Raw genomic sequence first — 25,963 nt, 5'->3', positions numbered from 1 at the left:
AATAAGTTGAATATTTTTTATATGAAAAGAGCATTATAAGCTAAAATGCTCTGATTACATAGTATTTAGGGAAAAGTTAGAGTTATTTTGACTATGTTGAGTGTAGTCTTTTAAACACACTATTTATTTTTTTTGATATCAAGAAGAATATAATAGTTAGTACAATAGCAATTACTGCCAAAGATATAAAAATATTTGAATACATTGGATTAGTACCAAGTGCTGTGATGTGTTTGGCACTAATTTCATTACCAATAGCATAGTTTGAAACAGGCCCTGAAATAATAATGCCGACAGCCACATTCACGAATAAATATCCAGTAAACATCCCCTGATGAATAGGTTTGATTAAGTCACCAACTAAAGCGTAGCTTGTTGCGTTTACATGAATCTCACCAGCTGCAACTATTACAAGTAATAGAATAGGGAATATCACATTTACAGTACCAGTATCTTTATTAGCAAGTATTATGCCTAAAGGGATCATTAAAAATGCTACGATATATAGTCCTATTCCTCGAGTTATAAGGCTTCCTGGAGCTAAAGTAGTGCCATTCTCAAGTCTTCTTTTTGCAAATATTGCTAGTAGAAAACCAAAAACGATTACGCCTAAGGTTTCAAAAATATTTACAGTAGCGGGTTGCATTGTGATACCAAATAGCGATTTGTTAGTGTTAAATTCAACAAAATTTTCTAAAGCTGAGCTTTGCATTCCTTGTACAAAAGCAAAAACCATACAAGCAGAGCTTAGTATCATAAATGCAAATATTCTCTCGCGATATTCTGGAGTTTGTTTTAAGGCAGTATAAACAAGGTATATTATAATCATCACAAATACACCGATAACTAAGAAACTACCGTACTCTGGATTTTTAATTAAAAATATTGAAAAAATAAAACAAGCCAAAATAACAGCAGGAGCTGAGAAATATCTAGCTATAGATTTTGAAAACTTATTATGGAAATAAGTGTCTTTGTCTTCAACATTTTTAAAATTAAATAGATGAAGAAATATGCTGAAAGCTAAACATCCTGCAGCAGTATAGAATGCGATAGTATATGCACCATAACTTTGGATAATTCCTGAAAGCAAAAAGCTTCCTGCAAAGCCTATATTCATACAACTATAGTTTATCGAAAAAGCAACTCGCCTATTGCGATCCTTTGATTTAAACAGTTGGGTAAGCATCATGTTTAGGCAACTAACATTTAAACCAGCACCTGTTATAAACAAAGCCATACCATAGATTATAATTGTTTGATGATGCTCAGCAATCATAAACATACTTACAACCTGTAACGCTACACTAATTAAAAATAACCCTCTGAAACTAAAAAATTTACCACCTAAGGCACCACCTAAAAAATGAAGTAGGAAGTTAAGAGCAAAAAAACTCGCCGTAAGAGTGTTGGCTTCTGTCTTTGTGAAACCACCATGGTCTGTTAGATAGAAGTTAAGTAACCCCATTAAAACAGCATATCCGACAGTTGAGAATATTTGGATTATATTTATTTGAAGAACACCTTTTGGCATTTCTTTGTAATTTATCATAGGTATTTATGCTAAAAATATTTTTATAGTTTGTATAATATAAACAAAGCACACAATACTAACAACATTTTTAATATGAAAAACATAATTTTTGATTTTGATTCAACTCTTATAAAGGGAGAGTCTCTAGAGTTGATACTTGAACCGCTACTTAAAAATAGCCCGGAAAAAATTCAAGAAATAGAAAAAATTACAAATCTTGGTATGCAAGGGGAGTTTGATTTTAGAGAATCTTTAGAGCAAAGGTTAGCTATAGCAAGTCCAACTAAAGCTAGTATAGAAGCTTTCGGTAAAGAATACTGTCCTAGCTTACTAACTAGAGGTATGGAAGACTTTGTCAAAGAACTTTATAGTAAAGGCTGTAAAATTTGGATATTTAGTGGAGGTTTAACTGAGAGCATAGCCCCGTTTGCAAAAGCTTTAAAAATTCCACGCAAAAATGTTTATGCGGTAGAGGTTAATTGGAACGAAGATGGTAGCTTTAAGTCTCTTGATAATTCTAATGGTGCTTGTGATTCAAAATTAGTAGCATTTGAAAAGGCTAAAGAATTATTACAAGGTGAGGTTATAGCTGTAGGAGATGGGTTTACAGATTATCAACTATTTGAAGCAGGTTTTGCAGATAAGTTTATAGCCTATACAGAGCATGTTGAGCGTACTAATGTGGTTGAAAAAGCTGAGAGTATCGCTATGGATGTAGGCGTTTTGAGGTATATTTTAAATCGAAGCTAGAACAATTACTATTTAACCTAAAATAATCTCCTCATTTTTCTAATGGCATATTTTACTTAAATATTTGTTATATACCCCATCAGGGTATATAATCGTTTTTAGATTTAAGTCAAAAGGATCATTTAAGATGCACCCATGTCATACAAAACATTTAGGAAAGCTAAATAGAGTCTCTGGTCAGGTAGAGGCTGTTAAACGAATGGTTAACGAAAATAAATACTGTGTTGATATCATGACACAAATAAAGGCGGCTAGAAGTGCCTTAAAAGCTATAGAGCTATCTATTTTAGAAACGCATATGAAATCTTGCCTTGAAGAGTGTCAAAATAATCAAGAGTTACATCAAGTTAAGATTACAGAAATTATAAACCTTCTAAAAAAATATGAATAAAGGAGAGCTAGCTATGGGTAAGAATAATAAAGCCATATCAAAAAAAGCAACTATTTACCGAATGGTTACTGATAAAAATATTTGCCCTTATGGCATAAAGGCGAAAGATTTATTAAAGCGTAATGGCTATGAAGTTATAGATAACCATTTAAAAAATAGAGAAGAAACTGATGCTTTTAAAGAAAAGTATGGTGTTAAAACTACACCTCAGACTTTTATTGATAATAAAATGGTGGGTGGATATGATGACCTTTTAGCATTTTTAGGAGAAGATAAACCTAAAAAAGAAACAATATATACGCCTGTCATAGCAGTTTTTGTAATTGCTTTATTGATGGCTATTTCTACTAATTATACATTTACTGATACAGTGACAATAGGTTCTGTAATAAAGCTGTTTATGGGATTTAGTATATCTATCTTAGCAATGCTAAAGCTTCAGGATTTAAATAGCTTTTCAATGCAGTTTATTACTTATGATTTAGTTGCTATGCGATGGGTGCGTTATGCTTATATTTACGCTTTTGCAGAGGCTTTTGTAGGGTTAGGGATAATAGCTAGCATTTTCACTCTAGTAGCAGCTACGATAGCAATAATTATAGGTTTAATTGGGGCAATATCTGTATTTAAAGCTGTATATCTTGAAAAGCGTGAGCTTAAATGTGCTTGTGTTGGTGGAGGCAGTAGTGTACCACTAGGATTTTTATCCCTAACTGAAAACATAATGATGATAATTATGGGTGTTTGGATGTTTTGGAATTATTTTGGTTAACTGATGGGTTTTATATACAATGAAAAATAAAAAAACAATATCGAGTATATTGTTGCTATTGATGGTTTTTATATCAGTATATATATACTATAGCGAAAATACTGTAGTAGAGTTGCTTGTTACAAATAAAATCATAGATATTAATGGCAAAGAAATTACTGTAAATACAGTTATTCAACCAGATGGCACATGGGGATATTATGGTACTGTAGGTGACGATTTTAATGTAAAAGTTAAAAATGGTTTAAAAGAGCCTACCGTGCTACATTGGCATGGTTTATTATTGCCAAATAAGTATGATGGTACTGAGCTTAACCAACCATATATTAAACCAAATTCTTCTTATAGCTATGATTTTAAACTAATCCATAGCGGAACATTTTGGATGCATTCACATTATGGTTTTCAAGAGCAGAATTTTGTAGAGGCGCCATTTATAGTTTATCCAAGAGGGTATGATGCTACCAATGATGTAGTTGTTATGTTCCAAGATTTTAGCTTTAAACAGCCAGAAGCTATAATGAAAGATTTAAAACATAGTGATGATAGTAATATGCATATGCATGGCATCCATAAAATGGCTATGGAGATGGATAAAGATGCGAAGCCTGATTTAAATGATGTTTCATATGATGCTTTTTTAACAAACTATCGAACTGCAAAGAGCCCTGAAATCAAGCATGTTGTAGCAGGTCAAACTTATCGTTTGAGATTTCTTAATGGCTCATCATCGACTAATTTTTGGATAAACCTAGGTGAATTAAAAGGAATTGCCATAGCTGTAGATGGTCAAAATATCAAACCTTTTGAAGGTAATAAGTTCCAGTTAGCAATAGCTCAAAGAATGGATATACAAGTACAGATACCTAAAAATGGAGTTTTTCCTATAGTAGGTCAAGTTGAGGGTGAAAAGTATCAAACAGGAATAGTCTTAACGACAACTAATGATAAAAACTTAACTATCCCAGCAGAAGCGAAGGTTGAATCAAAACCTTTTAATTATGCTCAGTTAAAAAAGCTTCACTCAGCAAAAGATAGTCTAGCATTGGGAAGTATAGAAAAAACTATAGATTTAAAATTGACTGGAAATATGAAGGATTATGTATGGCAAATAAATGGTCAAACTTGGCCGGATGTTTCACCTATTGAATTAAAGTTTGGTAAAACTTATGAGTTTAAAATTCAGAATGAAACAGGTATGTCTCACCCCATACATATCCATGGGCATGTATTTAAGGTAGTCAAAGTCAATGGTAAGCCAATAGATGACGGTGTAATAAGAGACACAGTCTATGTAGAGCCTAAATCAAGCATAACTATAGCAATGAAAGCAAATGCTAAAGGCAAATGGTTTATCCATTGCCATATGCTTTATCATATGCATTCTGGAATGATGACCTTTATTGAAACTAAAAGTGCGTGAGATTTATGGTAGGTATTTACCAATAGCTATTATCAGTATACTACAGTTAAGTATAAACTCTCTTTGAGGCAAATGTGGCGATTTGCATTATGTTTGATATCACTTCAGCGACATTAACTTTTTCTATTAAGAACCACAGAATGGATATATGAGATAGCTAAAATCAAAATCCCAATAGAACCACTAAACCATTCTGGGATAGGTATAAATATTTTTAACAATAATATACAAGCTAAAAAACCTATTGCATAGTGAGCACCATGCTCAAGATAGATGTATTTACCTAGGGTTTTCTTTTCTACAAACATTATAGTTAAAGATCTTATAAACATCGCACCAATACCAAGACCAATCATTATAATAATTATATTCGTTGTAATTGCAAAAGCCCCAACCACACCATCAAAACTAAAAGAAGCATCAATTATTTCAAGGTAAACAAAACCCATAAGCCCATTTCTAACAATAGTTCCAGAATCAATGTTAGAGTTGCCAAAGAAAGAATTTAATATTCCAATGCTTTCATGAGTTATTATTCCTAGTAAGAAAGCTAAAGCAATTGATCCTTGAGTTTCATTATGGACATTACTAATAATTATTATGCCAATTAAAATAGCAAGGTAGATATAACCACCATCATAGTTACGTATTTTTCTTATTATGAAGTTGTTTTCAATAATAGGGATCCAATGATGTTCAGTGTTTTCACTTAAAAAGAAGTTTAAGAAAACTAATAATAAGAAGCTTCCACCAAAACTACAGATATAAGGCATAGCATTTTCAAGTATAGCCTCGTATTGATTAGGATGATGAAGAGCTAAGTTTATAACATCGTTGAAACCTATATTACCTGATACACTTACTAAGAATATAGGAAAAACAAATCTCATACCAAATACAGCTATAGGCAGTCCAATAAAGATAAATATTTTTTGCCAAAATTTAGGCATTTGCCCAAGAATTTTGGCATTGATGATAGCATTATCAAAACTAAGAGATATCTCTAGTAAGGCTAGTATTAATAACGAATAAACAGTCGCGACAATATCATTAGGGTATAAAAATGCTCCAATAAGAACTCCTAATATCGTGACAATAAAAGATCCGTAGAAGTATTTCAAAGTTTTCATTGTTTAATTATAGATATGTTTTATAACGCTTAGATTTTAACATATAATAGCTACAGTTTTAGATTTTTGAGAAAGAGACTAATGTCAGTAGCATTATATACACTTATATTTTTAGGAATTTGTTTTTTTACATGGCGCAATTTTATGAAAAATAAAGAGTATACGATAGGTATAGCTGAAAGATATGCTAAAAAACATAATATTGAAATGCTAGATGATACTGTTTGCCTACGTAAGATAAGTGTAAAAGTTGAGTTTAAAAAGCTAGTTTTTTATAGGGTGTATTCATTCGATTATAATACAGCAATTAGTGATGATAGATATCGTGCCTATATAGTGCTTAAAAATGGTAAATTTGATGAGCTGATTATGTCAGAGTTTGAAAAAGCAGATTTAGAGAGAGAGAATGTAGTTGCTGAACAGACGGAACAAGAGAATGAAAAGCCACAAAGGCGTGCTGCTAATAATATTATAAGTTTTGAGGACTAAATAAATGATACACCTTCACCAACTACCTAACCTGTCTGGGAAAAACTATAGTTGCAGTCCTTTTTGCGTCAAGCTTGAATTGTACTTAAAAGCTATAGATATCCCCTATAATAACAATTTTAGTTTAGAGTTAAATAAATCGCCAACAGGTAAAATGCCTTTTATTGAAACACAAGGCAAAAAAATCGCTGATAGTAATATCATTATAAAATATTTAGAACAAGTAAATGACCAATCATTAGATAGTCATTTAAGCTGTCAGCAGAGTGCAGTAAGTTTAGCTTTTATGAGACTGTGTGAAGATAGTTTGTATTGGGTAGCTGTTTATAGTCGCTGGGTAGATGTTGATAATAAATCTTGGAAAAAAGAGTTTATGGCATCGGCAAAATTACCAAAGATGATGTCAGGTATTGTTTACAATGCTGCTAAGAGAAATATTACAAGGCAGTTAAAAGCATCAGGAATACTAGTACTTTCACAACGAGAAATATATGCTAAGGCTGAGCAAGATTTAAAGGCTTTAGCTGATTTTTTAGATGGCAGGAAGCATTTCTTTAATGATAATATCTCGCTGCTTGATATAACGGTTTATAGCTTTATCGTGCAATTGTTAGATGATAGTTGTAGTAAGAAAATTCAGTCAATTTTAGAAGGGTTGAATTTTAGCAGTTTTATAGATAATATGAGAGAGTTTTCAAGATTTGAGAAATGATTTATGAATGCAAATATATTAGAAATAAACACAAAAACTTTAAGAAAAAATATATCTATTATAAAAGCATATACCCAAACTAAATTTTGCTTTCCTGTTAAAGCAAATGCTTATGGGCATGGTCTAGATATTATTGTGAAAAATTCTTATGATTTAGTAGATTATTTTGCTGTTGCCTGTTTATCAGAAGCTACACAAGTTTATAGTGCTTGTCATGAAAAGCCGATCCTAGTGTTTGGAAGGGTGGAGTATGATGATATATCAAAAGTATTGGATTGTGACTTTATATATAGCATACACAGTATAGAAGATATACGATCTCTATCAAAAATCGCAAAAGAGTCATCAATCAAGATCAAAGTTCATATAAATATAAATACTGGTATGAATAGGATGGGAGTTGGTTTCGATAGTTACAAAGAGGTAATAGATAAAGCATATAATTCTCAGCATATTGAGCTTTTAGGTGTTTATAGTCATTTTGCCTGTGCAGATGATAAAAATCATCCTTTTAATCTTCAGCAAAATCAGAAATTTAAAGAGGTTGTAGCATACACAAAAAGTATAAAGGAAAATGTCATTTGCCATCTGGCTAACTCTTATGGATTGGTTGGTCAGGCAGATGTTTGCTACGATATGGTAAGGCCTGGTATTTTAAGTTATGGTTTTTTGCCAGAGTTTGAGGTTGATGATATAGTTAAAGAAATTCAACCAATAGCTAGATTAACTTCTGAAATAATAAAAATTATTAGTCTTAATGACGGTGACAGTGTTGGTTATTCTTTATTACATAAGGGATTCGAAGGAGAGTATATCGCAACTATTCCTATAGGTTATGGCGATGGTTTTTTTAGAGCGTTAGGAGGTAGAGGTTTTGTTACTATTGATGAAGATACATACCCTATAGTCGGTAAAATGAGTATGGATGCTATGGCTATTTCATTGGGCACTAACCATAAAAGCTTGAGAGTTGGTAATCAAGTTGAGATTATTTCAAATAACCCTAGCTTACCAAATAGCGCAAAAAATATAGCAAAATTACTAAATACTATAGAATATGATGTCGCTGCAACTCTTAATGAAAGGATAGTTCGTATAGGCTTATAAAAAGGCTTAAAATCTTTACATTTCAAATTTTTATTACTAGAATCATTGTACTAAAAAAAATACATTACTAAAATTTTTATGATAAATACGAGATTAAGTATTACTAGTCTTATTGCTATAGGTATAGGAAGTATAATGGGTTCAGGCTGGATGTTTTCAGCTCAATATACCTCTGAATATGCTGGCCCAGCCTCAATTCTTTCATGGATAATTGGTGCAGGATTAATGATTTTTATTGCATTAACTTTTGCAGAGAGTGCCTCTATAGTTCCTGTTCAAGGCTCAACTTCTCGTATTCCACATATTACACATGGTACGCTAGTAAGTTATATATTCGCATGGATTACTTGGATCTCATACCTTGTTTTAGCTCCTATTGAAGTTCAAGCTGTAATACAATATGTAGCTGTTTTTTACCCTAGTTTAATTGACCAAAATAATAGTGGTGCTCTTACAACTCAAGGTATACCTGTTGCGATGGCGTTATTATTTATATTTTGTGCATTGAATTTTTATTCACTTAAATGGCTAGTAAAGATAAATAACATTGTTACTGTACTTAAGGTTTTAGTGCCTATAATAATTGCTGTATCTTTGATTGCTATGTGTTTTGTGCTACCAGAGCTTGTAAGCAGAGGGATTGATAGTGATTTACAATTTGCACCATTTGGTTTGAATGGCGTATTGGCAGCTGTTTCACTTGGGGGGATTGGTTATGCATTTGTGGGCTTTAAAACTATTGTAGAACTTGCAGGAAATACTAAAAATCCAGCAAAAGCTATACCTATTGCAACTATAAGTACTATTGTTATTTGTTTATTTGTGTTTCTGATATTACAAGTAGCATATTTACTAGTTATATCAAAGTATGTTCATAATAATGTATGGGATTTAAATACTATTACTGAAGGTGAGAGTTCAAGTTTTGGTGCTTTTGCTGTTATGGCTCAGTACTTTGGTCAAACTTGGATGATGTACTTTTTGTATTTCGGTGCAATTTTATTTCCATTAATGGCGGGACTTTTATACTTTTGTGTAGCATTAAATTCATTAAACGCTATGGTGAAAAATGGTTACATGCCAAAGGTTTTAAATAAGGTTAATCCATTAGTTAATAAACCTATTAATGCAGTAGTTCTAAACTTCCTTATAGCATTGATAATGTTTGCCCCATTTCCTGGTTGGAAGACAATGACAGCCTTTTTGACTTCTTTGATTTCTATAACATATATTACTGGTGCTACATCAACTATGGCGATGAGATATCGTTTGCCAGACATTCACCGACCATTTAGGCTGAAATTTGTTGGTTTAGTTTCAGTTATTGGGATATTTGCTTCTACACTTGTTTTTTTATGGAGTGGTTGGGGCATAGTTTCCAAATCAGGTATTGCTATATTTATTGCTATAGCGTTATTAGGACTTTATAGAAAGTTTGGAGCAGATAAGGACGAACATATATCATGGAATGTAAAAGAGTCTATCTGGTTTTGGTTTTATATAATTGCTGTATCAATAGTATCATATTTAAGTGATTTTGGTGGAATTGCTACTTTTGATTTTTATCAGGCAGCAGGAGTCTTGTTTATTATCAGTGTGATTACAGCATTATTAGCTAGAAATTATTGCCTTCCAGCTGAGCAAATGCAAAAAGGTATTGACGATGCTTTAGCATCTTGTCATTTCAATAAAAAAGTAAATTTCACTAAGAGTGATAAATAAGTTCTTATAACCTTTAAATATTAAATGCTTTATTAAAAGCTTTTGATAATGATATTACTATTAAACCTATTATAATAGCGCTAACAGCAAGGTAGAGGTAAACATCAAAGAAGGCTTTTGCTTGAATAACTAAATCGCTTGTAACACTTTTCTTATCTGTAAATGTTGCAACATATCCTGCTAAAAAGTTACTAATTCCAGATTTAATACCCCAAACTCCAAATAGTAATGCTGCTATATCTGTAGGAGCTATCTTACTAATAGCAGCAAGTCCTGTTGGGCTACAGCATAGCTCTCCGACTGTTACAAGTACAATACCAAGTACTATGAAGAGTAAAGGTGCTAAACTTCCATGCATAGCAGTAAAAGCAGCAAACCCAAACACTCCCATAGCAGAACCTGTTATGATTATTCCTAGTCCCATTTTTGTAAATACAGATATATTCCACTTATTCCAAATAAACGCAAATAATGGTGATAAACACACAATAGATATATTGTTGATAACATTTATATTTGCTGCAGAGATTTTCATCCCAAACAAATGCAAATCAACAAAACGCTTATTAAATAAAACTAGGCTTGTCGCTGTTTGTTCAAATAAGACCCAAAAAAACATTATTACAATAGATATTATAACAACAGCAGATATTGATTTTATATAAACTTGACCACCTTTATAGCCTCTATAAGCAAGATAGCCTAATGCTAGAATGCTTAAGCTGTATAGTATATAGGCAGTGTTGCTAGCATTGTTAATTAGATAAGCAAAAACTACACCTGCACAAATAGTTAAGACTAGTGTTATAAGTTTTGTTTTGCTTGTTGGGTCTATATGATCTTGTGGTACTAGGTTTTTATGTTGGCCAATAGTTAATATTAGTAAGCCTAGAGCCATCCCTCCAGCTGCAGTTATAAAACCTGCATGCCAACCTAAATATAGTGCGATTAAAGGCACAGAAAGAGTTGCTAATGCTCCACCTAAATTTACACACATGTAAAAAAGGGTGTATCCACTGTCTTTAAGCTCTTCTTTGCCCTGATATAATTCACCAATATTTACGTTCATTGCTGATTTAAAGAAGCCTGTACCAACTACAACAAACCCAAGACCTAAAAAAAATGACACATCAAGAGATAATAGCAAATGACCAATAAGTATAGTGATGCAGCCATACTTTACACTACGAGTATGACCAAGATATACATCGGACACATAACCACCTATAAGCGGAGCCATATATACAAATGCTACATAACTACCATAAGTAAGGTAGGCTTTAGTATCACTCATGCCATAAAATTCGCTTGTGAGATAGAGAATAAGTATAGCTCTCATTCCGTAGTAGCTAAATCGCTCCCATATTTCAATACCGCATAAAATCCATAAACCTTTAGGATGTTTTTTAAGATAATTAAGCATAATAAATTATTTTTATTTAAATATTCTGTCAATATTATTTATAAAGATGCTGAAAGTAAATGCTTTTTGGTATTTGTCAGAAAGTATGTTGAAAAGTGAAAAGTGAAAAGTGAAAAGTGAAAAGTGAAAAGTGAAAAGTGAAAAGAGTAAGTTTTATTTTTTTTAAGCTATAGAGTTATCTTTTTTTATTAAAGATATGCTTGTTTTGTAGAGGTTTGATTTTAATAAAATATAAAAAACTGTATTATTGTATTAAAATTTATTACCGTTAATTTTACTATATGATAAAAATATCGTTTCAAGGTGAGCATGGGGCTTATTCTGAACAGGCAATTACTAGCTTTCTTAATTCTAATTCTATAACAGATTCTCAAACAGTACCTTGTTTGAGTTTTTATAATGCTATAGAAGCTACTATAAAAAAACAAACAGATTTTGTAATTATCCCAGTTGAAAATTCATTAGCAGGATCTGTTGTACCAGCTTATGATGAGCTAATAAAAAGCAACCTGAAGGTAAAAGCAGAGATTATTTTAAAAATACAGCACTGTTTAATGGGACTACCTAATGCGGATTTAAGTAAGATAGAAAGTGTAATTTCACATCCACAAGCGTTATCTCAATGCTCAAATAGTCTAAAGAAATTAAAACTTGAACCAGAGGCTTTTGCTGATACTGCTGGAGCAGCTAAGTATATTTTTGAGAAAAAAAGCAAAAATCATCTCGCTATAGCAGGAAAACTTGCTGCAGAGACTTATGACTTAGAAATTATTCAAAGTGAGTTTGAAGATGAGCATTTTAATTATACGCGTTTCTTAGTAATGGGCAGAGAAGATATTATTGATGTTAAAAAAGATAATAAAAAAACAACAATTATATTTTCTGTAGAAGATAAAGCTAATGCCTTAGTTGAAATTTTAAGTATATTTGGTGAATATGATATAAATCTGACAAAAATAGAATCAAGACCATCGCGAGATAGAGCTTGGGATTATCTGTTTTTTATAGATTTTGAAGGCTCTGAAGATGATGATAAAATCCAGTTAGCATTATTGAAAATTCTTAAAAAGAGTACATTTTTGAGAGTTTTAGGATCTTATGAAACATATCAATATGAGTAGGTTAAAATGAAAAAATATTTTATAGCTTTTGTATTATGTACTACTTCCTTACTTGGGTTTGCTGAAGATGATATTACAGTTTTATCTTTGAATGATTTTCATGGGCAGGTTGAACCACATAAAGATATGGTTGGAGCAGCTAAGATAGCAACTTTTGTAAAAGATTATCGAAAAACACACCCAAATTTAGTAGTTGTAGCGGCTGGTGATAATTATCAAGGTACAGCAATTTCAAATATTTCTCATGGTGATGTAGTTAACGACTTCTTTGACTATATAGGTGTGAAGTACTCAGCTGTTGGTAACCATGACTTTGACTATGGACAAAAATGGTTTAAGCATTGGTACAAGGCTAGTGATGTAAGGTTTTTAGCTGCTAATATTAGTTATGTAAATGATTCTTTAACAGGGTATGTTAAAAGACTTTTCTCTGGCGATAATTCGTTAGATTATATAAAGCCATTTGGCTATGAGACTTTTGAAAATGGAAAAACTATATATTTTGTTGGACTATCAACATTAGAAACTCCTAAAACTACAGCAGAGAAGCATATTTCAAATCTTCATTTTACTAATCCTGTTTATGCTGCAAATAAGTGGATTAGATATATTCATAACTATAGAGAACATAATTTACCAAAACCAGATACTATAGTTCTTTTAACGCATATTCCTACAGAGCAGGTTGATAACAATATCCTTTACAAGAAAAATAGTGCGTTAGGCAATCAGTCTGAGATATATGCTGTTGTAAATGGGGTTAAGGGTATTACAGCTGTTTTGACTGGGCATAGCCATGAGTTTGTTAATGGTTTCAAAAATAACATCGCCGTAGAGCAAGGTGAAAGCCAAGGTAAAGATATAAGCGTGCTTCACTATGATTGTCATACAACAGATGTCTGTAAAGTAACACCAGAAGTTATAAATCTTGCTAAGGTAACTAAAGATCTCGCTGATGATAAAGAAGTGAATGCTATTATTGAAAAATATAATTCTAGTGTTAAGGATGAGCTTGAGAAAGTTATTACAACAGCTCCTAAGCCACTTTCTGATAAAACACAAGATGGGCATTATAATGTGCCTCTAACATACACTCTAGCTAATATCATGAAAGTTGATACTCATAGTGATGTCGCATTACTAAATACTCACGGTGTGCGCAGATCTTTGCCTAGTGGTAATATATCTTATAGCATGATTTATGAAGTAATGCCTTTTGATAATATGGTTGTTACAATGGATATTAAAGGTTCAAACCTACTGGATTTAGTTAAACATAGCCTACAATTTATTGGTGACGAGCAGAGTGGTATTTTTGCTGGAGTTAAGATAGCTCTTAATAAAGATAGCTCAATTAAAAGCACTACGATAAACAACAAACCTTTAGATAAAAATAAGTACTATAAATTAGCTACTATTGATTTTCTTGTTAGTGGTGGTGATGGTTTTATTTTCAAAGGCTTTAAAAACTATAAAGATACAAGCATCCCGGTTAGAGAGGTTATTGTTAGCTATTGGCAAGGTAAAACAGCTCATATAGCAAAAGGTTGGCAGAATGTAGCTTTTGAAGGTTAAATGTTTTGGATAATATAAATATTACATACCGAAAAGTTAAAAATCTTAAAATATCTATAGCAAATGATGGAGCTATAAATATAACTTCGCCCATAGGAGTTAAAGAATCACAGATATATGATTTGATTGAATCTAAAAAGAATTGGATTGAAAAGCATCAACAAAGAATTTCTAAAAACTCTAGATATGACTATTCAAAATACACATTAGAAGAGGGTAGTATCGTTTATTTTTTAGGGCGTGAATATAAGGTTAGGTTAATTGAATCAAAGCAAAATATAGTAACTGAATCAGAAGATACTATTTTATTCTATGCAAATCCAAGTGTGATAGGCAATCAACAGTTTAAGCTTCAGCTTTTAGAAGAGTTTTATCGAGATAGAGCTGATATCATATTAAACAACCTGATGGCTAAATATCTTAAAATCACAAACCAAGAGATAGAAAGGGTAACTATAAAAAAGACTAAAACTCGTTGGGGTTCGTGTAATTATGTTAAGAAGACTATTAATTTAAATTTTGACTTAGTTCTTCGTGATATAGGGGCTATTGAATATGTCATTCTTCATGAAATAGCTCATCTAACACACCCAAATCATTCAAAAGAATTTTATAATTATGTTGAGAGCTATATGCCTGATTGGAAATCTCGAGAAAAAAGGCTAAAATGAAAATATAAGATTTATATCTTTTACCCATTTAACTTTTAATATAATTTTGGAGAAATCATGGAAAGTACTTTTGAACTTTTTTCTATAGGTGTTGGTCCGTCCTCATCACATACAATTGGTCCTATGCGAGCTGGTTGTGATTTCGTTAACTTAAATAAAGAGCACTTATCTAAAACTACTAGAATACAGATTGACTTATATGGTTCATTGGCACTAACTGGTAAAGGACATAAAACTGATTATGCAGTTGTTTTGGGAGTTATGGGATTTTTACCTGAGTCAGTTGATATTGAGTTGGCTAAAAAACTTTATGGAAACTGCTTAACAAATGAAAAATTAGAATTAAACCAAGAGTATGAAATTGATTTTAATTACAGTCATGATTTAATTTTTCATTATGATGAGTTTTTGCCTGAACATGCTAATGGCATGAGATTTTCTATATTTAATAATGATAAATTACTCGCTAGTAAAGAGTATTTCTCAATTGGTGGAGGCTTTATAGTTGATAAAAGTCATATTAAAAAGGATGAGGTTCCGACAGAGATAGTTTGTAATAAGCCATTTAAGTTTGCGAGTATGGAAGATTTACGCCACTTATGTATCCAAGCTGACCAAAGTATTGACCAGATAATGTTTGAAAATGAAAAGGTTGCTTATGGAGAAAAACAATCGTTGGAGAAATTAGCACAAATATGGCAAGTAATGGAAACATCTATAGAAAGAGGTTTAACTTGTCCAGAAGCTATATTGCCAGGTGGTTTGAAAGTGCGTAAAAGAGCTCCTAGTATGCTTAGAAAACTTGAAAGTAAAGGTATAGATAAAAGTGATTTCAACTATTTAAATGCTTATGCGATAGCAGTAAATGAGCAAAATGCTTGTGGTGAAAGAGTTGTAACTGCTCCTACTAATGGTGCAGCTGGCGTTATCCCAGCAGTACTTAAGTACTATCTTGAGAATAATAAGTTTTGCAATCAAGCAGAGCAAACTAAAGCAATTAATAAATATCTACTAATAACCGCAGCAATTGGTGTTTTATATAAATCTGGAGCCTCAATATCTGCTGCAGAAGTTGGTTGTCAAGGAGAAGTGGGTGTAGCTTGTTCTATGGCAGCAGCTGGATATTGTGCTCTTTTAGGAGGAGATATTGATGCTATAGAAGCTGCAGCTGAAATAGGTATGGAACATAATCTAGGACTTACTTGCGACCCTATAGGCGGGCTTGTTCAAATTCCTTGTATTGAACGAAATGCAATGGGTGCAGTACAAGCTATAAATGCAGCTAAATTAGCATATCTTGATAGTGGCGAAAAACGCTTTGTCGGTTTAGACTATGTGATTAAAGTAATGCTTCAAACAGGCCGGGATATGAATAGTAAATATAAAGAAACATCTCTAGGTGGACTAGCTGTAAATGTTCCAGTTTGTTAATTAAGCTAGTATCTATCTTTCTAATATTATAAAATTAGTTATCGTAATTATTTTATATAAAAAAATGATAAAAAAATATTTTCCCTCAATAGTTATAGCTTTAGTTATTATTGGGTATTTTTTCTTCCTTAATTTCTTACAACCTTTAAGAGCAGATGATTTTGGTCGTGCTTGTACTGATACTTTGGCTAAAGGCCTTATCATGATGGTACATTCAATACAGGCAGATTATGGTGGTTGGACAGGCAGAGTTTCAGCTCAAGGATTGATATATTTGTTACTAAGTAAAAAATATATTCTAGTATCAACATTTATTGTGAATATAGTTAATGCTATTTCATTTTATGTGTTTATGCTACTTTCATTTAAAATAGTGACCTCAGATAGAGCGAAATTAATTTCTAAAGATTTTTTATTATTTTCATTTTTCTTTATGTTTATTTTTTACCAAACAGGATTTATTGCAAATGTAATTTGGAAGACAGGAGCTATTCAGTATTTCTGGGGTATTACTCTACTTGTTGTTTTGTATTATGTAGCGATTGAAAAAAAGAGAGAAAATTTAATTCTTGGCTTGTTAGTTGGATCATTGATTGGTTTATATAATGAAATTTTTGTGTGTGTCACTATTTTACTCTGTTTAGCGTATTTTCTTGAAAGATGGGTTTATAGAGAGTGTATATCAGATACGATTATTGCCTATTTTGTTTCTTGTGCGATAGGTGGGTGCATTTTAATAGCTGCTCCAGGTAATTATGCGAGATTAGATTATTTATCTGCAGGAGCTAAGCATATATCTTTATTTTCGAGTATCACTAACCTTCTAGGACAAATTGTGATGCAACCACAATATACAGCTATTTTATTATTGCTGGTGGGATTGTTTTTAGTACTAATTTTTTCTAATAAAGAAATTAAAAAAATCAGGGCTTTGATTTACTCGTTAACTTTTATTATCTCAATATTTGTATTAGTTCCTGTAGCAAAATCATATGATCTAAATCAGAGAGTTTTACTTATCTATTACGCATTGTTTTTTATTGCTGCATTTAAACAGTTTTATAAGCATGATAGTTGTTTTGTTAATATGCTATATTCATGCTTAAAGAAACTTAGCTGGTTATTTGCTATTTTATTACTTGTACAATTGTTTTTAATATCAAGTACTTATATTTATTTTTATAAGTTTGAGCAAAGTCGAAACCAGATGGTTGAACAATATCATAAACAAGGTGAGAAAAATCCAGTATTACCTAACTTAGCCACGTATATGGGAGCTAATGTGTTTTTAGATGATATTACTTCAGATAAGCAAATATATAATAATAAAGCATATGCTGAGTTTTATGGTTTTGATAGTGTAACGGGTGAGCATTAGTCATTTAATGTATGATTTTAAAAATTTTAGGGAATTGTTTGTTGTGAAACAAAATAGTAAAAATGTAGATATGAGAAATATAGATGGTTCAGATGAAGTTCATTTTGTAATAAAAGTCTTAGCATTATCAGTTTTTGTAGCGTGTTTTTTTGTGATAGTGGCAATATACACATATGTTTTTGCTAGAATACAAAATAGTACGGTATTTTTTAAGTTTTTAGATGTTATCGGGATTCCTCAATTATCTCCAATACTCTCTTTTTTATGGTTACTATCAATTCCAATTTTGCTAGTTTGTCTTTTTGTGCTATTTAAGGCAGTTTGGCTTAAAAAAATCTTTAGCTTTAAATGATAATGTTTCATCAGTTTATAGGATGTATGTTTAAATGAAGAAGCTAAGCTTTATATTCCTGAGTGTTTTGATAGTAGGGTTTTTTCTGCTTTTAAACTATCTTCAGCCGTTAAGAGCAGATGATTTTGGTCGAGCATATAGTGATGTGCTTGTGAAAGGTCTTGATATTTATTTTAGAGCTATAGTTTCAAATTATATACACTGGACTGGCCGTATATCAGCACAAGCATTAGTTTATTTGTTATTAAGTAAAAAGTATATTACTGAGTCAGTATTTGCTATTAATTTTATAAATGCGATATGTTTTTATGTCTTTATAATATTTTCATTTAAGTCAGTAACTTTCGATAGGATCAAAATTATTTCTAAAGATTTTTTAATATATATATTCTTTTTTGTATTTGTGTTTTATCAAACTGGTTTTATTGCTAATGTAATGTGGAAAACAGCAGCAATACAGTATTTTTGGGGTATTACACTGCTTACAATATTCTATTATTTCTCAATAATAAAAAAACAGCAAAGTATTTTGTTCGCTATCTTTACGGGATTTTTTATAGGATTGTATAATGAGGTTTTTGTTGGGTTTTCAATTGTTATATGTTTTGCTTATTTTTTAGATAAATTACTAATAAAAGAGAGCATTAGTAAAAATATTATATATTATTTTGTTTCTTGTGTGATTGGAGGGGTTATCTTAGTCATTGCTCCAGGGAATTATGCTCGATTTGATTCAATGTCTAGTGATCATAATTTGTCTATATTTATGAATTTTATAAACTTAATCTCTCAAATACTGATGACTCCTGTTAATACAGCAGTATTGCTAGTATTAGTAGTTATTTTTATTAGTTTGATTTTTACTAATAAAGGTGTTAAAAAAATCTAGAGTTTGGATCTATGCATTAGCTTGTATAGCAACTTTTTTTGTTTTAACTCCTATTGCAAAGACTTATGAATTAAATCAACGAGTATTTCTAATTTATTATGCTTTTTTCTTCATTGCAACTTTTCAACAGTTTTATAACCATAGCAGTATTTTTGTAGAAAAATTAAATAATGCTTTTAAGAGTATTAGGTTTGTTTTTTTAGTATTATTATTAATTCAGCTATACATTATGACAAGTGTTTATTTTACTATTTATAAATTTGAAATAGAGCGTAATCAGCAAGTTACAATGTGTTTGCAAAACAATGTTGAAAATCCTACTTTTCCAATACTTCCTGAATCAGTATCTGCAACTATATTTTTAGATGATATTACACCAGATGAAAATAGCTATAATAATAGAGCTTTTGCGCTTTTTTATGGATTTAAAAGTGTTCGAGGAAAGCCATTTATGTGATTTTTACTTGTATAGTAAATAAAATAAAATAATGATTTTTATTCTATGTTAGAATAATCAGATTAATTATTATAATAATTTTCACTTTAGAAATGAGTAGGTTAAGAGCTAAAAGACTTAAACTTAGCAATCAATCTGGGATGTCACTGATTGAAACTACTATTTCTTCAGGTATTTTATTGTTTATATTGTCTTCATCTTTTCTGGTAATTAATACAACTGTTAGTACGTCATCTGTTGTAGAGAGAAAAGTAGAGTTATCTCAACGTCTAGATGCCAAAGTTGATAGGTATTTAGTTACTGGAAGGTTTAATGCAGTACCAGTTGAGTCAGATGAGTTTGAGCAAGTTAAATCCTCAAACCCTAAAATTGCTAAATTCGAAGCAAAAGATAAAGACTTTAATGTCAAAATATCGAGAGAAGTTTTGAAGGTGTGAATTTGAAAAAACTTTTATACTTTATAAAAAATGTTTAAAATTAATAGGTTACAAAAGGGTATAACTCTTATAGAGATTCTTGTCGCTATGGCTGTATCTGCTATAGTTATGACTATGGCTGTAAGCATTTTTTTATCTTCAAAGAAGAATTATCAATATACTAAAACCGTAGCACAGAATGATGTTAAAGTCTTAAATACCCAAGAATTATTATATAGCGCTATAACAAATGCAGGACTGTCTTGTAAGTATGGTACGCAAACACAAAGATATATAAATAGAACTACAGAAAACCTTAATGATTTAAATTTTGCAGTAAATAAATCAGCTGTTAGATTTGGTGATATTGCTAGTATTGGGAGCTATTTAAAATATACACTACCAGTAAAATCTCAAGGACTACTTTATCAAGAGGATAGTGATTATATTATGGTTAAAAATGAGTCATTATCTGCAAGTTTGGAATCTAAACCTACTAGTTATACGCTTAATGTTGACAATCCATTAGAGCCTGTTGCAAATGATTTCTTAGCCATATGCAATGATGATGAGATAGATATTGTCAAGGCAACTGCTTCGAATAATAATCAGATAAAGTTAGCGGCAGCACCATTGGGAGATTATCATAGAGGTGATTATGTAGGAAAGTTTGCAGTAAATATATTCTATATAGCAGATACTGGAGAAAAAGATAAGCTTGGGCATACTATAGAAGGGCTTTTTTTATACACTAAGAATGGTTCAGGTTTGGCTAATAGTCAGCTTTTGATATCAGGAGTTTCTAATTTAAAGGTCAGCTTTGCAAATACTTATCGTAAGAAGTTGAGGTGGAAGCAAATATATAATACTACTGATCTTGAAGATGTTGATTCATCAGCTTTACGGATAACTTTTAAAATAAAGGGTAAAAAGTTTGAAAAAGTTATATTACTTAAATAGCAAAACTATTAAAATGTCTGGTTTATCTTTGGTATCAACAATGATATTTGCTTTTGTACTATTAGTTACTGTGTCAAGTTTAGTCTATATATTTAGATTTAATCTTTTAAGTATTGAAAGTTTGTTAGATAACGACAGTACAACTAAAGTACAAGAGCAATATATTAATGAGATAAAATCTTCTAAAAAAATATCTATAGGTTCTAAAAAAATTGGTGATTATAAATTTGATAATGAGCTGATATCTCGAGAAGATATTTTTTCAAATAAAATGGTAGATATAAGTTTGTATCATGCCAAATCAACTGCTGTAAATGAAAAAATTCTTCATAGTGTGTATTTAAAGGATAAGTTAATCTCAAAGAGTAATCTTCTATTTAATAAACCACCAAAGCATTCAATGCTTAATTATGGCTCCAAATATGTACCTATAAATGTACCATTTGTCGCTATAGGAAGAATGAGTGATAGTGAACGGTTACACCGATTAAAAAATGGGGATATTTTAGACAAAAACTCTGGCTACCTGGGTTTTATAGAAAAGGATTATGATTGGCTTTTATTATCTGTAAACAACCATACAAAACTTATAAACCTAAGTAATCTTGATATAGAAAGAGGTAGCTATAAGGTTAAAATCGGTTGGGATTTAGTTAAAGGTCATTGGCAAATGCTGATGAGTATATATGATGATAAGAATATCTATATATTTAAAACATCTTTAGAAAAAATCATTGATAATATTGATAATAGTCTTTTAGACCTATCAACGCCTATAGCAGAAATTAATCAAATTAATGATATTAAAGATCTGACTTGGTATTATCCTAAAAATAATGGCTCGCCAAGTTTAGCTATAGTTTCACCATCTCATGACAGTGAAGGTAATTTATCTGTTAAAGTATATAGTGTTGACTACAATCAAGAGAAGAGAGAATATGTTTCTAACTTAAAAGATACTTTAAATGGTATTGGTAAATATGATTACAATACTGTTCATATTAAGGCATTAGACCCTGATTTTATATTAGCAAAAAGCTCTCTAGTGATAAGTGCGGGTAAAAGATTAATTATTTATGAAGCTTTTAAAGGTAGTGCAGATATTTCTAAATACTATATAAAGCTTGAGGATGTTAGCATAGGTGAGCCTATAATTATAAAAAAGGATAAGTATCATTATTATGTTATTACTTATGGAGCAGATAGTTACTATCAGTATACTTATACAAAAGATACGGATATTCTAAGTAAAGTGAAACCAAAAGTTTTTGAAGATGAAAAAATTTATACTATCAAAGTAGTTTATGGGCTCAAGTTTATTTTTACAAAAGATAATCTGTATATTGATAATTCTATGAATAAGCGGTTGAGTAAGTTTGAAATATAGGCCCGGAGGTTGAAGTGTTAAAATTATTTTGTTACTTTTGTATGGTTTTAACTTTGTTATTTAACTTTGCCTATGCTGAAGATTTTGTTCAATGTCATATTTCTGAGTATACCAATGGTTATGATGGAAAATTAAGTTTTAAATGTGATAATGAGGTTTCTTTATCCGAAAATAAAGTAGTATTTTATATAGTAGGTGATGCAAAGCTTGATAATATAAGACTTTATGGAGTTAAGGTTAAATATAAGGAAGATGAAATAACTAAAGGATTAAATAAAATATCTGTAAACTTAGTTACAGAAGGAGTATTTGTTGATAGTGATTATATTGTAGATAAAAATAATACTATTAATTTGAAGCTTATATTTTCTGGAGATAGTAACCCTAAATATAAGGTATTATGGGGAGGGGTAGTTAAAAATTCATATAAACAACGAAAGCCTCAAAAAAGAAATATACAAATCTATCAGAATTTAGACGGTAAAGTCTATTTTTATAAAAATGGATTAAAATGTGCTATTGAAAATGACTGTGACGATAAGGTCTATATAGATGAGAATTGCCAGGATAATAAAAATTGTAATAAATTTGATAATAATGATAAAAACAAAAAAAAATATGGGTTGGTTTATTAACGCTTTAAACCAGCACCTTATCGATTAATAGGAAGTATATGTATAAAAAAAGTAATAAGTTTAGTTTCTGTATAATAGTGTTCTTATTTTGCTATTTCTTTTTCCTGAATTATTGTCAGCCACTAACGATGGATGATTTTTCAAGAGCTACGGTAGATACATTAGTTAACCACAGTTTTTTTTCATGGTTATATGTAGACTACACTAGTTGGACAGGCAGAATATCAGCTCAAGCACTTGTCTATATATTGTTTTCTAAAACTTATGCGACGGCATCAATACTTGTGATAAATATATTAAACTCGATAGCATTAAGCGTTTTTATGATTTTTAGTTTTAAGCTCGTTACGCGAAATAGATACAGTATTAAGTCTAAAGATTTTGTTTTTTATGCATTTTTGTTTATGTTGATGTTTGGACATACTGGATTTATCGGTGAAGCAATTTGGAAAACAGTTGCAATACAGTATTTTTGGGGATTTACTCTGCTTACAGTACTATTTTATTATTTGTTGGTAAAAGAAGAAGATTACAAGGTTATTAGTTTGTTAGTTGGCTTGTTCATAGGCATATATAATGAGCAGTTTGTTGGTGTATTAATGATATTATGCTTAGCATATTTTTTCGAAAGATACTTAGTTAAAAGTAGAATTAACATAGGTGTAGTTTTTTTTGCGATAGGTTGCTTTATTGGGGGGATGATTTTAGTAGCAGCCCCAGGGAATTATGTACGTATGGATCAAATGGAGCCAGAACATGCTCGGTCATTATTTGAACAGTTAAAGAATTTTTATTCAGCGTATAAAAATAGTCTATGGCCTAACACAAGTGATGTTACATGGCTATTTGTTGCATTTATGGCTCTAGCACTAACTAACGAAAAAAACCTCAAAAAAAGTGTATTCATATATGCTTTGGCTTTGGCTTTGAGCCTGATAGTAATGTTTCCTGTGATTCAAAGTTATGGTCTTTTAATAAGACTTATGTTGATTTATTATGTTGTATTCTTTTTTGCTGTTTTATATCAATTTTATGATAGTGATAATGAACTAATAGAAAGAGCACATTTTTTTATTAGGAAGTTATATATTTTGCCATTAATAGGTTTAGTTATTGTCTTAGCATTGTTAGCGAATACATATTTTTCGCTATACAGGTTCCATTTACAAGAAAAGAATTTGATGTATCAATACCATGCAAAAAATATGAAAAATATTACATTACCTATATTTGAGCAACCAAACACTAAAAACTTTGGTATTACATATGGAGGTATAACTTGTAATGTAAAAGATCCAAATAATGATGCTTTTGCTAAATATTATGGTTTTAAAACAGTTAAAGCTGAGAACTGTTGATTTAATATGTTTGAATGCTTAATACTCTTTTTTATGCTAAAAAAACCGTTGCAAAATATCTAAAGATGAGTATAATACTTCTCAACGACTGGAGAAATGGCAGAGTGGTCGAATGCGGCGGTCTTGAAAACCGTTGACTGTAACAGGTCCGGGGGTTCGAATCCCTCTTTCTCCGCCACATTGAAAGCTCTTAGAAATAAGAGCTTTTTTTATGTCTAAATTTTCTCGTTACTATTTTAAATTTATTCATCCACACTCCTTAATTGATATATACTTATAGGTCATATATAACAATTAATAAAAGTTTAGGAAATTCTATGGAATTAGATATTAAATATCATGTTGCGGAAAACCTTTTTAGATCTTTTTGGGTAGATCTATTACAACGAGAGCTGGCAAATAAAGATTTAGATAGTCATCAAATTATTGAAGTAGATGGTTCTCCAGTGTTGTATCTTGATGAGTTTGATATTGAAATAGAGCTGATTTCTAATACTCAAAACAGATCGATGAAGCTAAGACTTGGAGATTATACATATGAAACCTTGGTGGAACAGTATCTTAAAGCAAGTAGTTTAGAATCTATTTCTTCTGAACAAGAAAGTCCATTTATAACAGAAGCTACATTTACTATAAGAGATTTGAAGAAGGGCACAAGGTTTTTTGCGATAGTTAAAAAGTACAGAGGGATTTAATTAGTTTGTCTTTTTAAAAAATAATGACTAAATATTGCTAATATAGACATAATTAGTACCGTTATCACTAACACTGATGTGCTAATCCCAAATAGTTTGCCTATAAACGAAGCACATAATCCAGAAAAGCCTATCTGAGTAAAACCAACCAATCCAGATGCCACACCAGATTTTTCTTTAAATATATTTATGGCTGATGCGATCCCTAATGGTAGTACTATACCATTTGATATCGAAACTATAGACATAGGTATTATTATTTCAAAAGCATGATTCATGTTAGATGATAAGTTGAATATAAAAAATAATAATCCACCAGATAGAAATGAAAATAGTCCAATATAAAAAACTTTTTCATTGCCCAAAGTATTCATTAACTTCTTACCGATTAGATTCCCAATATAAATCATTATTGCTAATGGGATATAAAAATATCCAATAGTATGTTGAGAATAACCCATTTCATCAAATAAAAATGTAGATTGAGATAAGTATGTGAACCATGCACCATAGACTAAGCAAACAGGAATAACATAGCTTAGAAAAGCTGTATTTGATATCAGTAACGGATAGCTATGGAAAATATGGAATAGTTTTTTAGGTTCTCTATTTAAGTTTGTTTCTTTAAGAAAGAAAAAGCTCATAATTAACAAAATAATGCCATAAATTGCAACAAATTCAAAAGTTGCTTGCCAACCGAGAAATGTTGAAATATATCCTCCTATTAGAGGAGCTATGGCAGGAGAAATTGCAACAATAGGATAGATAATATTGTATATATTTGTAGCTTCTTTAAGATTAAATTGATCACTAATTGTAGCTCTACCAACTACCAAACCAGCTGATGCACCTATAGCCTGTAAAAACCTATAGATAAGTAATGTTTGTATTGAACCAGATAAACTACAACAGATAGATGCTATTATATATATGCTAAAACCTAGTAAAAGTACTTTGCGACGACCATAAATATCGGATAAAAATCCTATAAATATTTGCGATATTGCTAACCCAAACAAATAAACACCTAAAGTTAATTGAAGAGAAGAGTCTGTTGTTGATAGTGCTTCAGATAAGCTCGGCATAGCAGGTAAATATATATCAGATGCTAATAATCCCATACTACTCATCATCGCTAAGATTATCATATATTTGATAAAGTCTTTTTTGTCATTAGTTATCATT

General features: G+C 30.8%; 26 protein-coding genes and 1 tRNA gene. 23 read left to right on the top strand and 4 right to left on the bottom strand.

Annotated features, from left to right (window positions below):
• Nucleotides 1-91: 91 nt before the first annotated feature.
• On the bottom strand, nucleotides 92-1,552 hold the full coding sequence (locus CDH04_RS06640) for an MFS transporter (RefSeq protein ID WP_112870278.1): 1,461 nt from the start codon (nucleotides 1,550-1,552) through the stop codon (nucleotides 92-94).
• 75 nt (nucleotides 1,553-1,627) lie between these two features.
• On the opposite strand from CDH04_RS06640, the gene CDH04_RS06635 reads away from it, so the two are divergent.
• The 4 genes from CDH04_RS06635 to CDH04_RS06620 all read left to right on the top strand — a co-directional run bounded on the left by CDH04_RS06635 (nucleotide 1,628) and on the right by CDH04_RS06620 (nucleotide 4,870).
• Nucleotides 1,628-2,284: an HAD-IB family phosphatase gene (locus tag CDH04_RS06635; RefSeq protein ID WP_112870277.1), complete on the top strand. Its 657-nt coding sequence runs from the start codon at nucleotides 1,628-1,630 to the stop codon at nucleotides 2,282-2,284.
• Nucleotides 2,285-2,411: 127 nt separating this feature from the next.
• Nucleotides 2,412-2,675: a metal-sensitive transcriptional regulator gene (locus tag CDH04_RS06630; protein WP_112870276.1), complete on the top strand. Its 264-nt coding sequence runs from the start codon at nucleotides 2,412-2,414 to the stop codon at nucleotides 2,673-2,675.
• Between the two features lie 13 nt (nucleotides 2,676-2,688).
• The gene (locus CDH04_RS06625) at nucleotides 2,689-3,447 is read left to right on the top strand and encodes a MauE/DoxX family redox-associated membrane protein (protein ID WP_112870921.1); all 759 of its coding nucleotides are present in this window, start codon (nucleotides 2,689-2,691) and stop codon (nucleotides 3,445-3,447) included.
• A gap of 19 nt (nucleotides 3,448-3,466) precedes the next feature.
• A complete protein-coding gene (locus CDH04_RS06620; RefSeq protein ID WP_112870275.1) occupies nucleotides 3,467-4,870 on the top strand; it encodes a multicopper oxidase family protein in 1,404 nt (467 codons plus the stop codon).
• 113 nt (nucleotides 4,871-4,983) lie between these two features.
• Here the strand turns inward: CDH04_RS06620 and CDH04_RS06615 are convergent, their stop codons facing one another.
• Nucleotides 4,984-6,000 carry a DUF475 domain-containing protein gene (locus CDH04_RS06615; RefSeq protein WP_112870274.1) on the bottom strand — a complete coding sequence of 339 codons (1,017 nt, stop codon included), beginning with the start codon at nucleotides 5,998-6,000 and terminating at the stop codon, nucleotides 4,984-4,986.
• 81 nt (nucleotides 6,001-6,081) lie between these two features.
• Here CDH04_RS06615 and CDH04_RS06610 point away from each other — a divergent pair, with 81 nt between their 5' ends.
• The 4 genes from CDH04_RS06610 (at nucleotide 6,082) to CDH04_RS06595 (ending at nucleotide 10,030) form a co-directional block, all read left to right on the top strand.
• Nucleotides 6,082-6,489, top strand: a complete 408-nt coding sequence (locus CDH04_RS06610) for a DUF3301 domain-containing protein (RefSeq protein WP_112870273.1) — start codon at nucleotides 6,082-6,084, stop codon at nucleotides 6,487-6,489.
• A gap of 4 nt (nucleotides 6,490-6,493) precedes the next feature.
• Entirely contained in the window at nucleotides 6,494-7,201 is a 708-nt protein-coding gene (locus CDH04_RS06605; protein ID WP_112870272.1) for a glutathione S-transferase family protein, read from the top strand.
• Between the two features lie 3 nt (nucleotides 7,202-7,204).
• Nucleotides 7,205-8,308: an alanine racemase gene (gene alr, locus CDH04_RS06600; RefSeq protein ID WP_112870271.1), complete on the top strand. Its 1,104-nt coding sequence runs from the start codon at nucleotides 7,205-7,207 to the stop codon at nucleotides 8,306-8,308.
• A gap of 78 nt (nucleotides 8,309-8,386) precedes the next feature.
• Nucleotides 8,387-10,030, top strand: coding sequence for an APC family permease (locus tag CDH04_RS06595; RefSeq protein ID WP_112870270.1), 1,644 nt, complete (start codon nucleotides 8,387-8,389; stop codon nucleotides 10,028-10,030).
• A gap of 13 nt (nucleotides 10,031-10,043) precedes the next feature.
• Here the strand turns inward: CDH04_RS06595 and CDH04_RS06590 are convergent, their stop codons facing one another.
• On the bottom strand, nucleotides 10,044-11,453 hold the full coding sequence (locus tag CDH04_RS06590; protein ID WP_112870269.1) for a peptide MFS transporter: 1,410 nt from the start codon (nucleotides 11,451-11,453) through the stop codon (nucleotides 10,044-10,046).
• A gap of 281 nt (nucleotides 11,454-11,734) precedes the next feature.
• Here CDH04_RS06590 and pheA point away from each other — a divergent pair, with 281 nt between their 5' ends.
• The 15 genes from pheA to CDH04_RS06520 all read left to right on the top strand — a co-directional run bounded on the left by pheA (nucleotide 11,735) and on the right by CDH04_RS06520 (nucleotide 24,778).
• Complete coding sequence (gene pheA / locus CDH04_RS06585; RefSeq protein WP_112870268.1) at nucleotides 11,735-12,574, top strand: prephenate dehydratase; 840 nt, start codon at nucleotides 11,735-11,737, stop codon at nucleotides 12,572-12,574.
• 6 nt (nucleotides 12,575-12,580) lie between these two features.
• The gene (locus CDH04_RS06580) at nucleotides 12,581-14,149 is read left to right on the top strand and encodes a bifunctional metallophosphatase/5'-nucleotidase (protein ID WP_112870267.1); all 1,569 of its coding nucleotides are present in this window, start codon (nucleotides 12,581-12,583) and stop codon (nucleotides 14,147-14,149) included.
• A 5-nt stretch (nucleotides 14,150-14,154) separates the two neighbouring features.
• Entirely contained in the window at nucleotides 14,155-14,820 is a 666-nt protein-coding gene (locus tag CDH04_RS06575; RefSeq protein WP_112870266.1) for a M48 family metallopeptidase, read from the top strand.
• Nucleotides 14,821-14,877: 57 nt separating this feature from the next.
• On the top strand, nucleotides 14,878-16,251 hold the full coding sequence (locus CDH04_RS06570) for an L-serine ammonia-lyase (protein ID WP_112870265.1): 1,374 nt from the start codon (nucleotides 14,878-14,880) through the stop codon (nucleotides 16,249-16,251).
• 64 nt (nucleotides 16,252-16,315) lie between these two features.
• Nucleotides 16,316-17,629 (top strand): DUF6056 family protein, encoded by a 1,314-nt coding sequence (locus CDH04_RS06565; protein ID WP_112870264.1) that lies wholly within the window; start codon nucleotides 16,316-16,318, stop codon nucleotides 17,627-17,629.
• Nucleotides 17,630-17,672: 43 nt separating this feature from the next.
• The gene (locus CDH04_RS06560; protein WP_244909958.1) at nucleotides 17,673-17,981 is read left to right on the top strand and encodes a hypothetical protein; all 309 of its coding nucleotides are present in this window, start codon (nucleotides 17,673-17,675) and stop codon (nucleotides 17,979-17,981) included.
• Nucleotides 17,982-18,015: 34 nt separating this feature from the next.
• On the top strand, nucleotides 18,016-18,870 hold the full coding sequence (locus tag CDH04_RS06555; RefSeq protein WP_265575273.1) for a DUF6056 family protein: 855 nt from the start codon (nucleotides 18,016-18,018) through the stop codon (nucleotides 18,868-18,870).
• A complete protein-coding gene (locus tag CDH04_RS10050) occupies nucleotides 18,854-19,327 on the top strand; it encodes a DUF6056 family protein (protein ID WP_265575272.1) in 474 nt (157 codons plus the stop codon). The genes CDH04_RS06555 and CDH04_RS10050 overlap by 17 nt, the downstream gene beginning before the upstream one ends.
• Before the next feature lie 92 nt (nucleotides 19,328-19,419).
• The gene (locus CDH04_RS06550) at nucleotides 19,420-19,764 is read left to right on the top strand and encodes a PulJ/GspJ family protein (protein ID WP_112870263.1); all 345 of its coding nucleotides are present in this window, start codon (nucleotides 19,420-19,422) and stop codon (nucleotides 19,762-19,764) included.
• Between the two features lie 30 nt (nucleotides 19,765-19,794).
• Nucleotides 19,795-20,703, top strand: a complete 909-nt coding sequence (locus tag CDH04_RS06545) for a PilW family protein (RefSeq protein WP_112870262.1) — start codon at nucleotides 19,795-19,797, stop codon at nucleotides 20,701-20,703.
• A gap of 13 nt (nucleotides 20,704-20,716) precedes the next feature.
• On the top strand, nucleotides 20,717-22,090 hold the full coding sequence (locus CDH04_RS06540) for a hypothetical protein (protein WP_200164478.1): 1,374 nt from the start codon (nucleotides 20,717-20,719) through the stop codon (nucleotides 22,088-22,090).
• Between the two features lie 14 nt (nucleotides 22,091-22,104).
• Nucleotides 22,105-22,725, top strand: a complete 621-nt coding sequence (locus tag CDH04_RS06535) for a hypothetical protein (RefSeq protein WP_162699209.1) — start codon at nucleotides 22,105-22,107, stop codon at nucleotides 22,723-22,725.
• A gap of 38 nt (nucleotides 22,726-22,763) precedes the next feature.
• Entirely contained in the window at nucleotides 22,764-24,083 is a 1,320-nt protein-coding gene (locus CDH04_RS06530) for a DUF6056 family protein (RefSeq protein ID WP_112870259.1), read from the top strand.
• Nucleotides 24,084-24,173: 90 nt separating this feature from the next.
• Nucleotides 24,174-24,261: transfer RNA gene (locus CDH04_RS06525), tRNA-Ser, on the top strand.
• Between the two features lie 139 nt (nucleotides 24,262-24,400).
• Complete coding sequence (locus CDH04_RS06520) at nucleotides 24,401-24,778, top strand: hypothetical protein (RefSeq protein WP_112870258.1); 378 nt, start codon at nucleotides 24,401-24,403, stop codon at nucleotides 24,776-24,778.
• Here CDH04_RS06520 and CDH04_RS06515 read toward each other — a convergent pair.
• A complete protein-coding gene (locus tag CDH04_RS06515; RefSeq protein ID WP_112870257.1) occupies nucleotides 24,775-25,962 on the bottom strand; it encodes a multidrug effflux MFS transporter in 1,188 nt (395 codons plus the stop codon). The two genes, CDH04_RS06520 and CDH04_RS06515, sit on opposite strands and share 4 nt — an antisense overlap.
• Nucleotide 25,963: the final 1 nt, after the last annotated feature.

It is taken from the genome of Francisella adeliensis (assembly GCF_003290445.1).
Classification (GTDB): domain Bacteria; phylum Pseudomonadota; class Gammaproteobacteria; order Francisellales; family Francisellaceae; genus Francisella; species Francisella adeliensis.
This window is presented reverse-complemented; position numbering and strand designations above follow the sequence as displayed.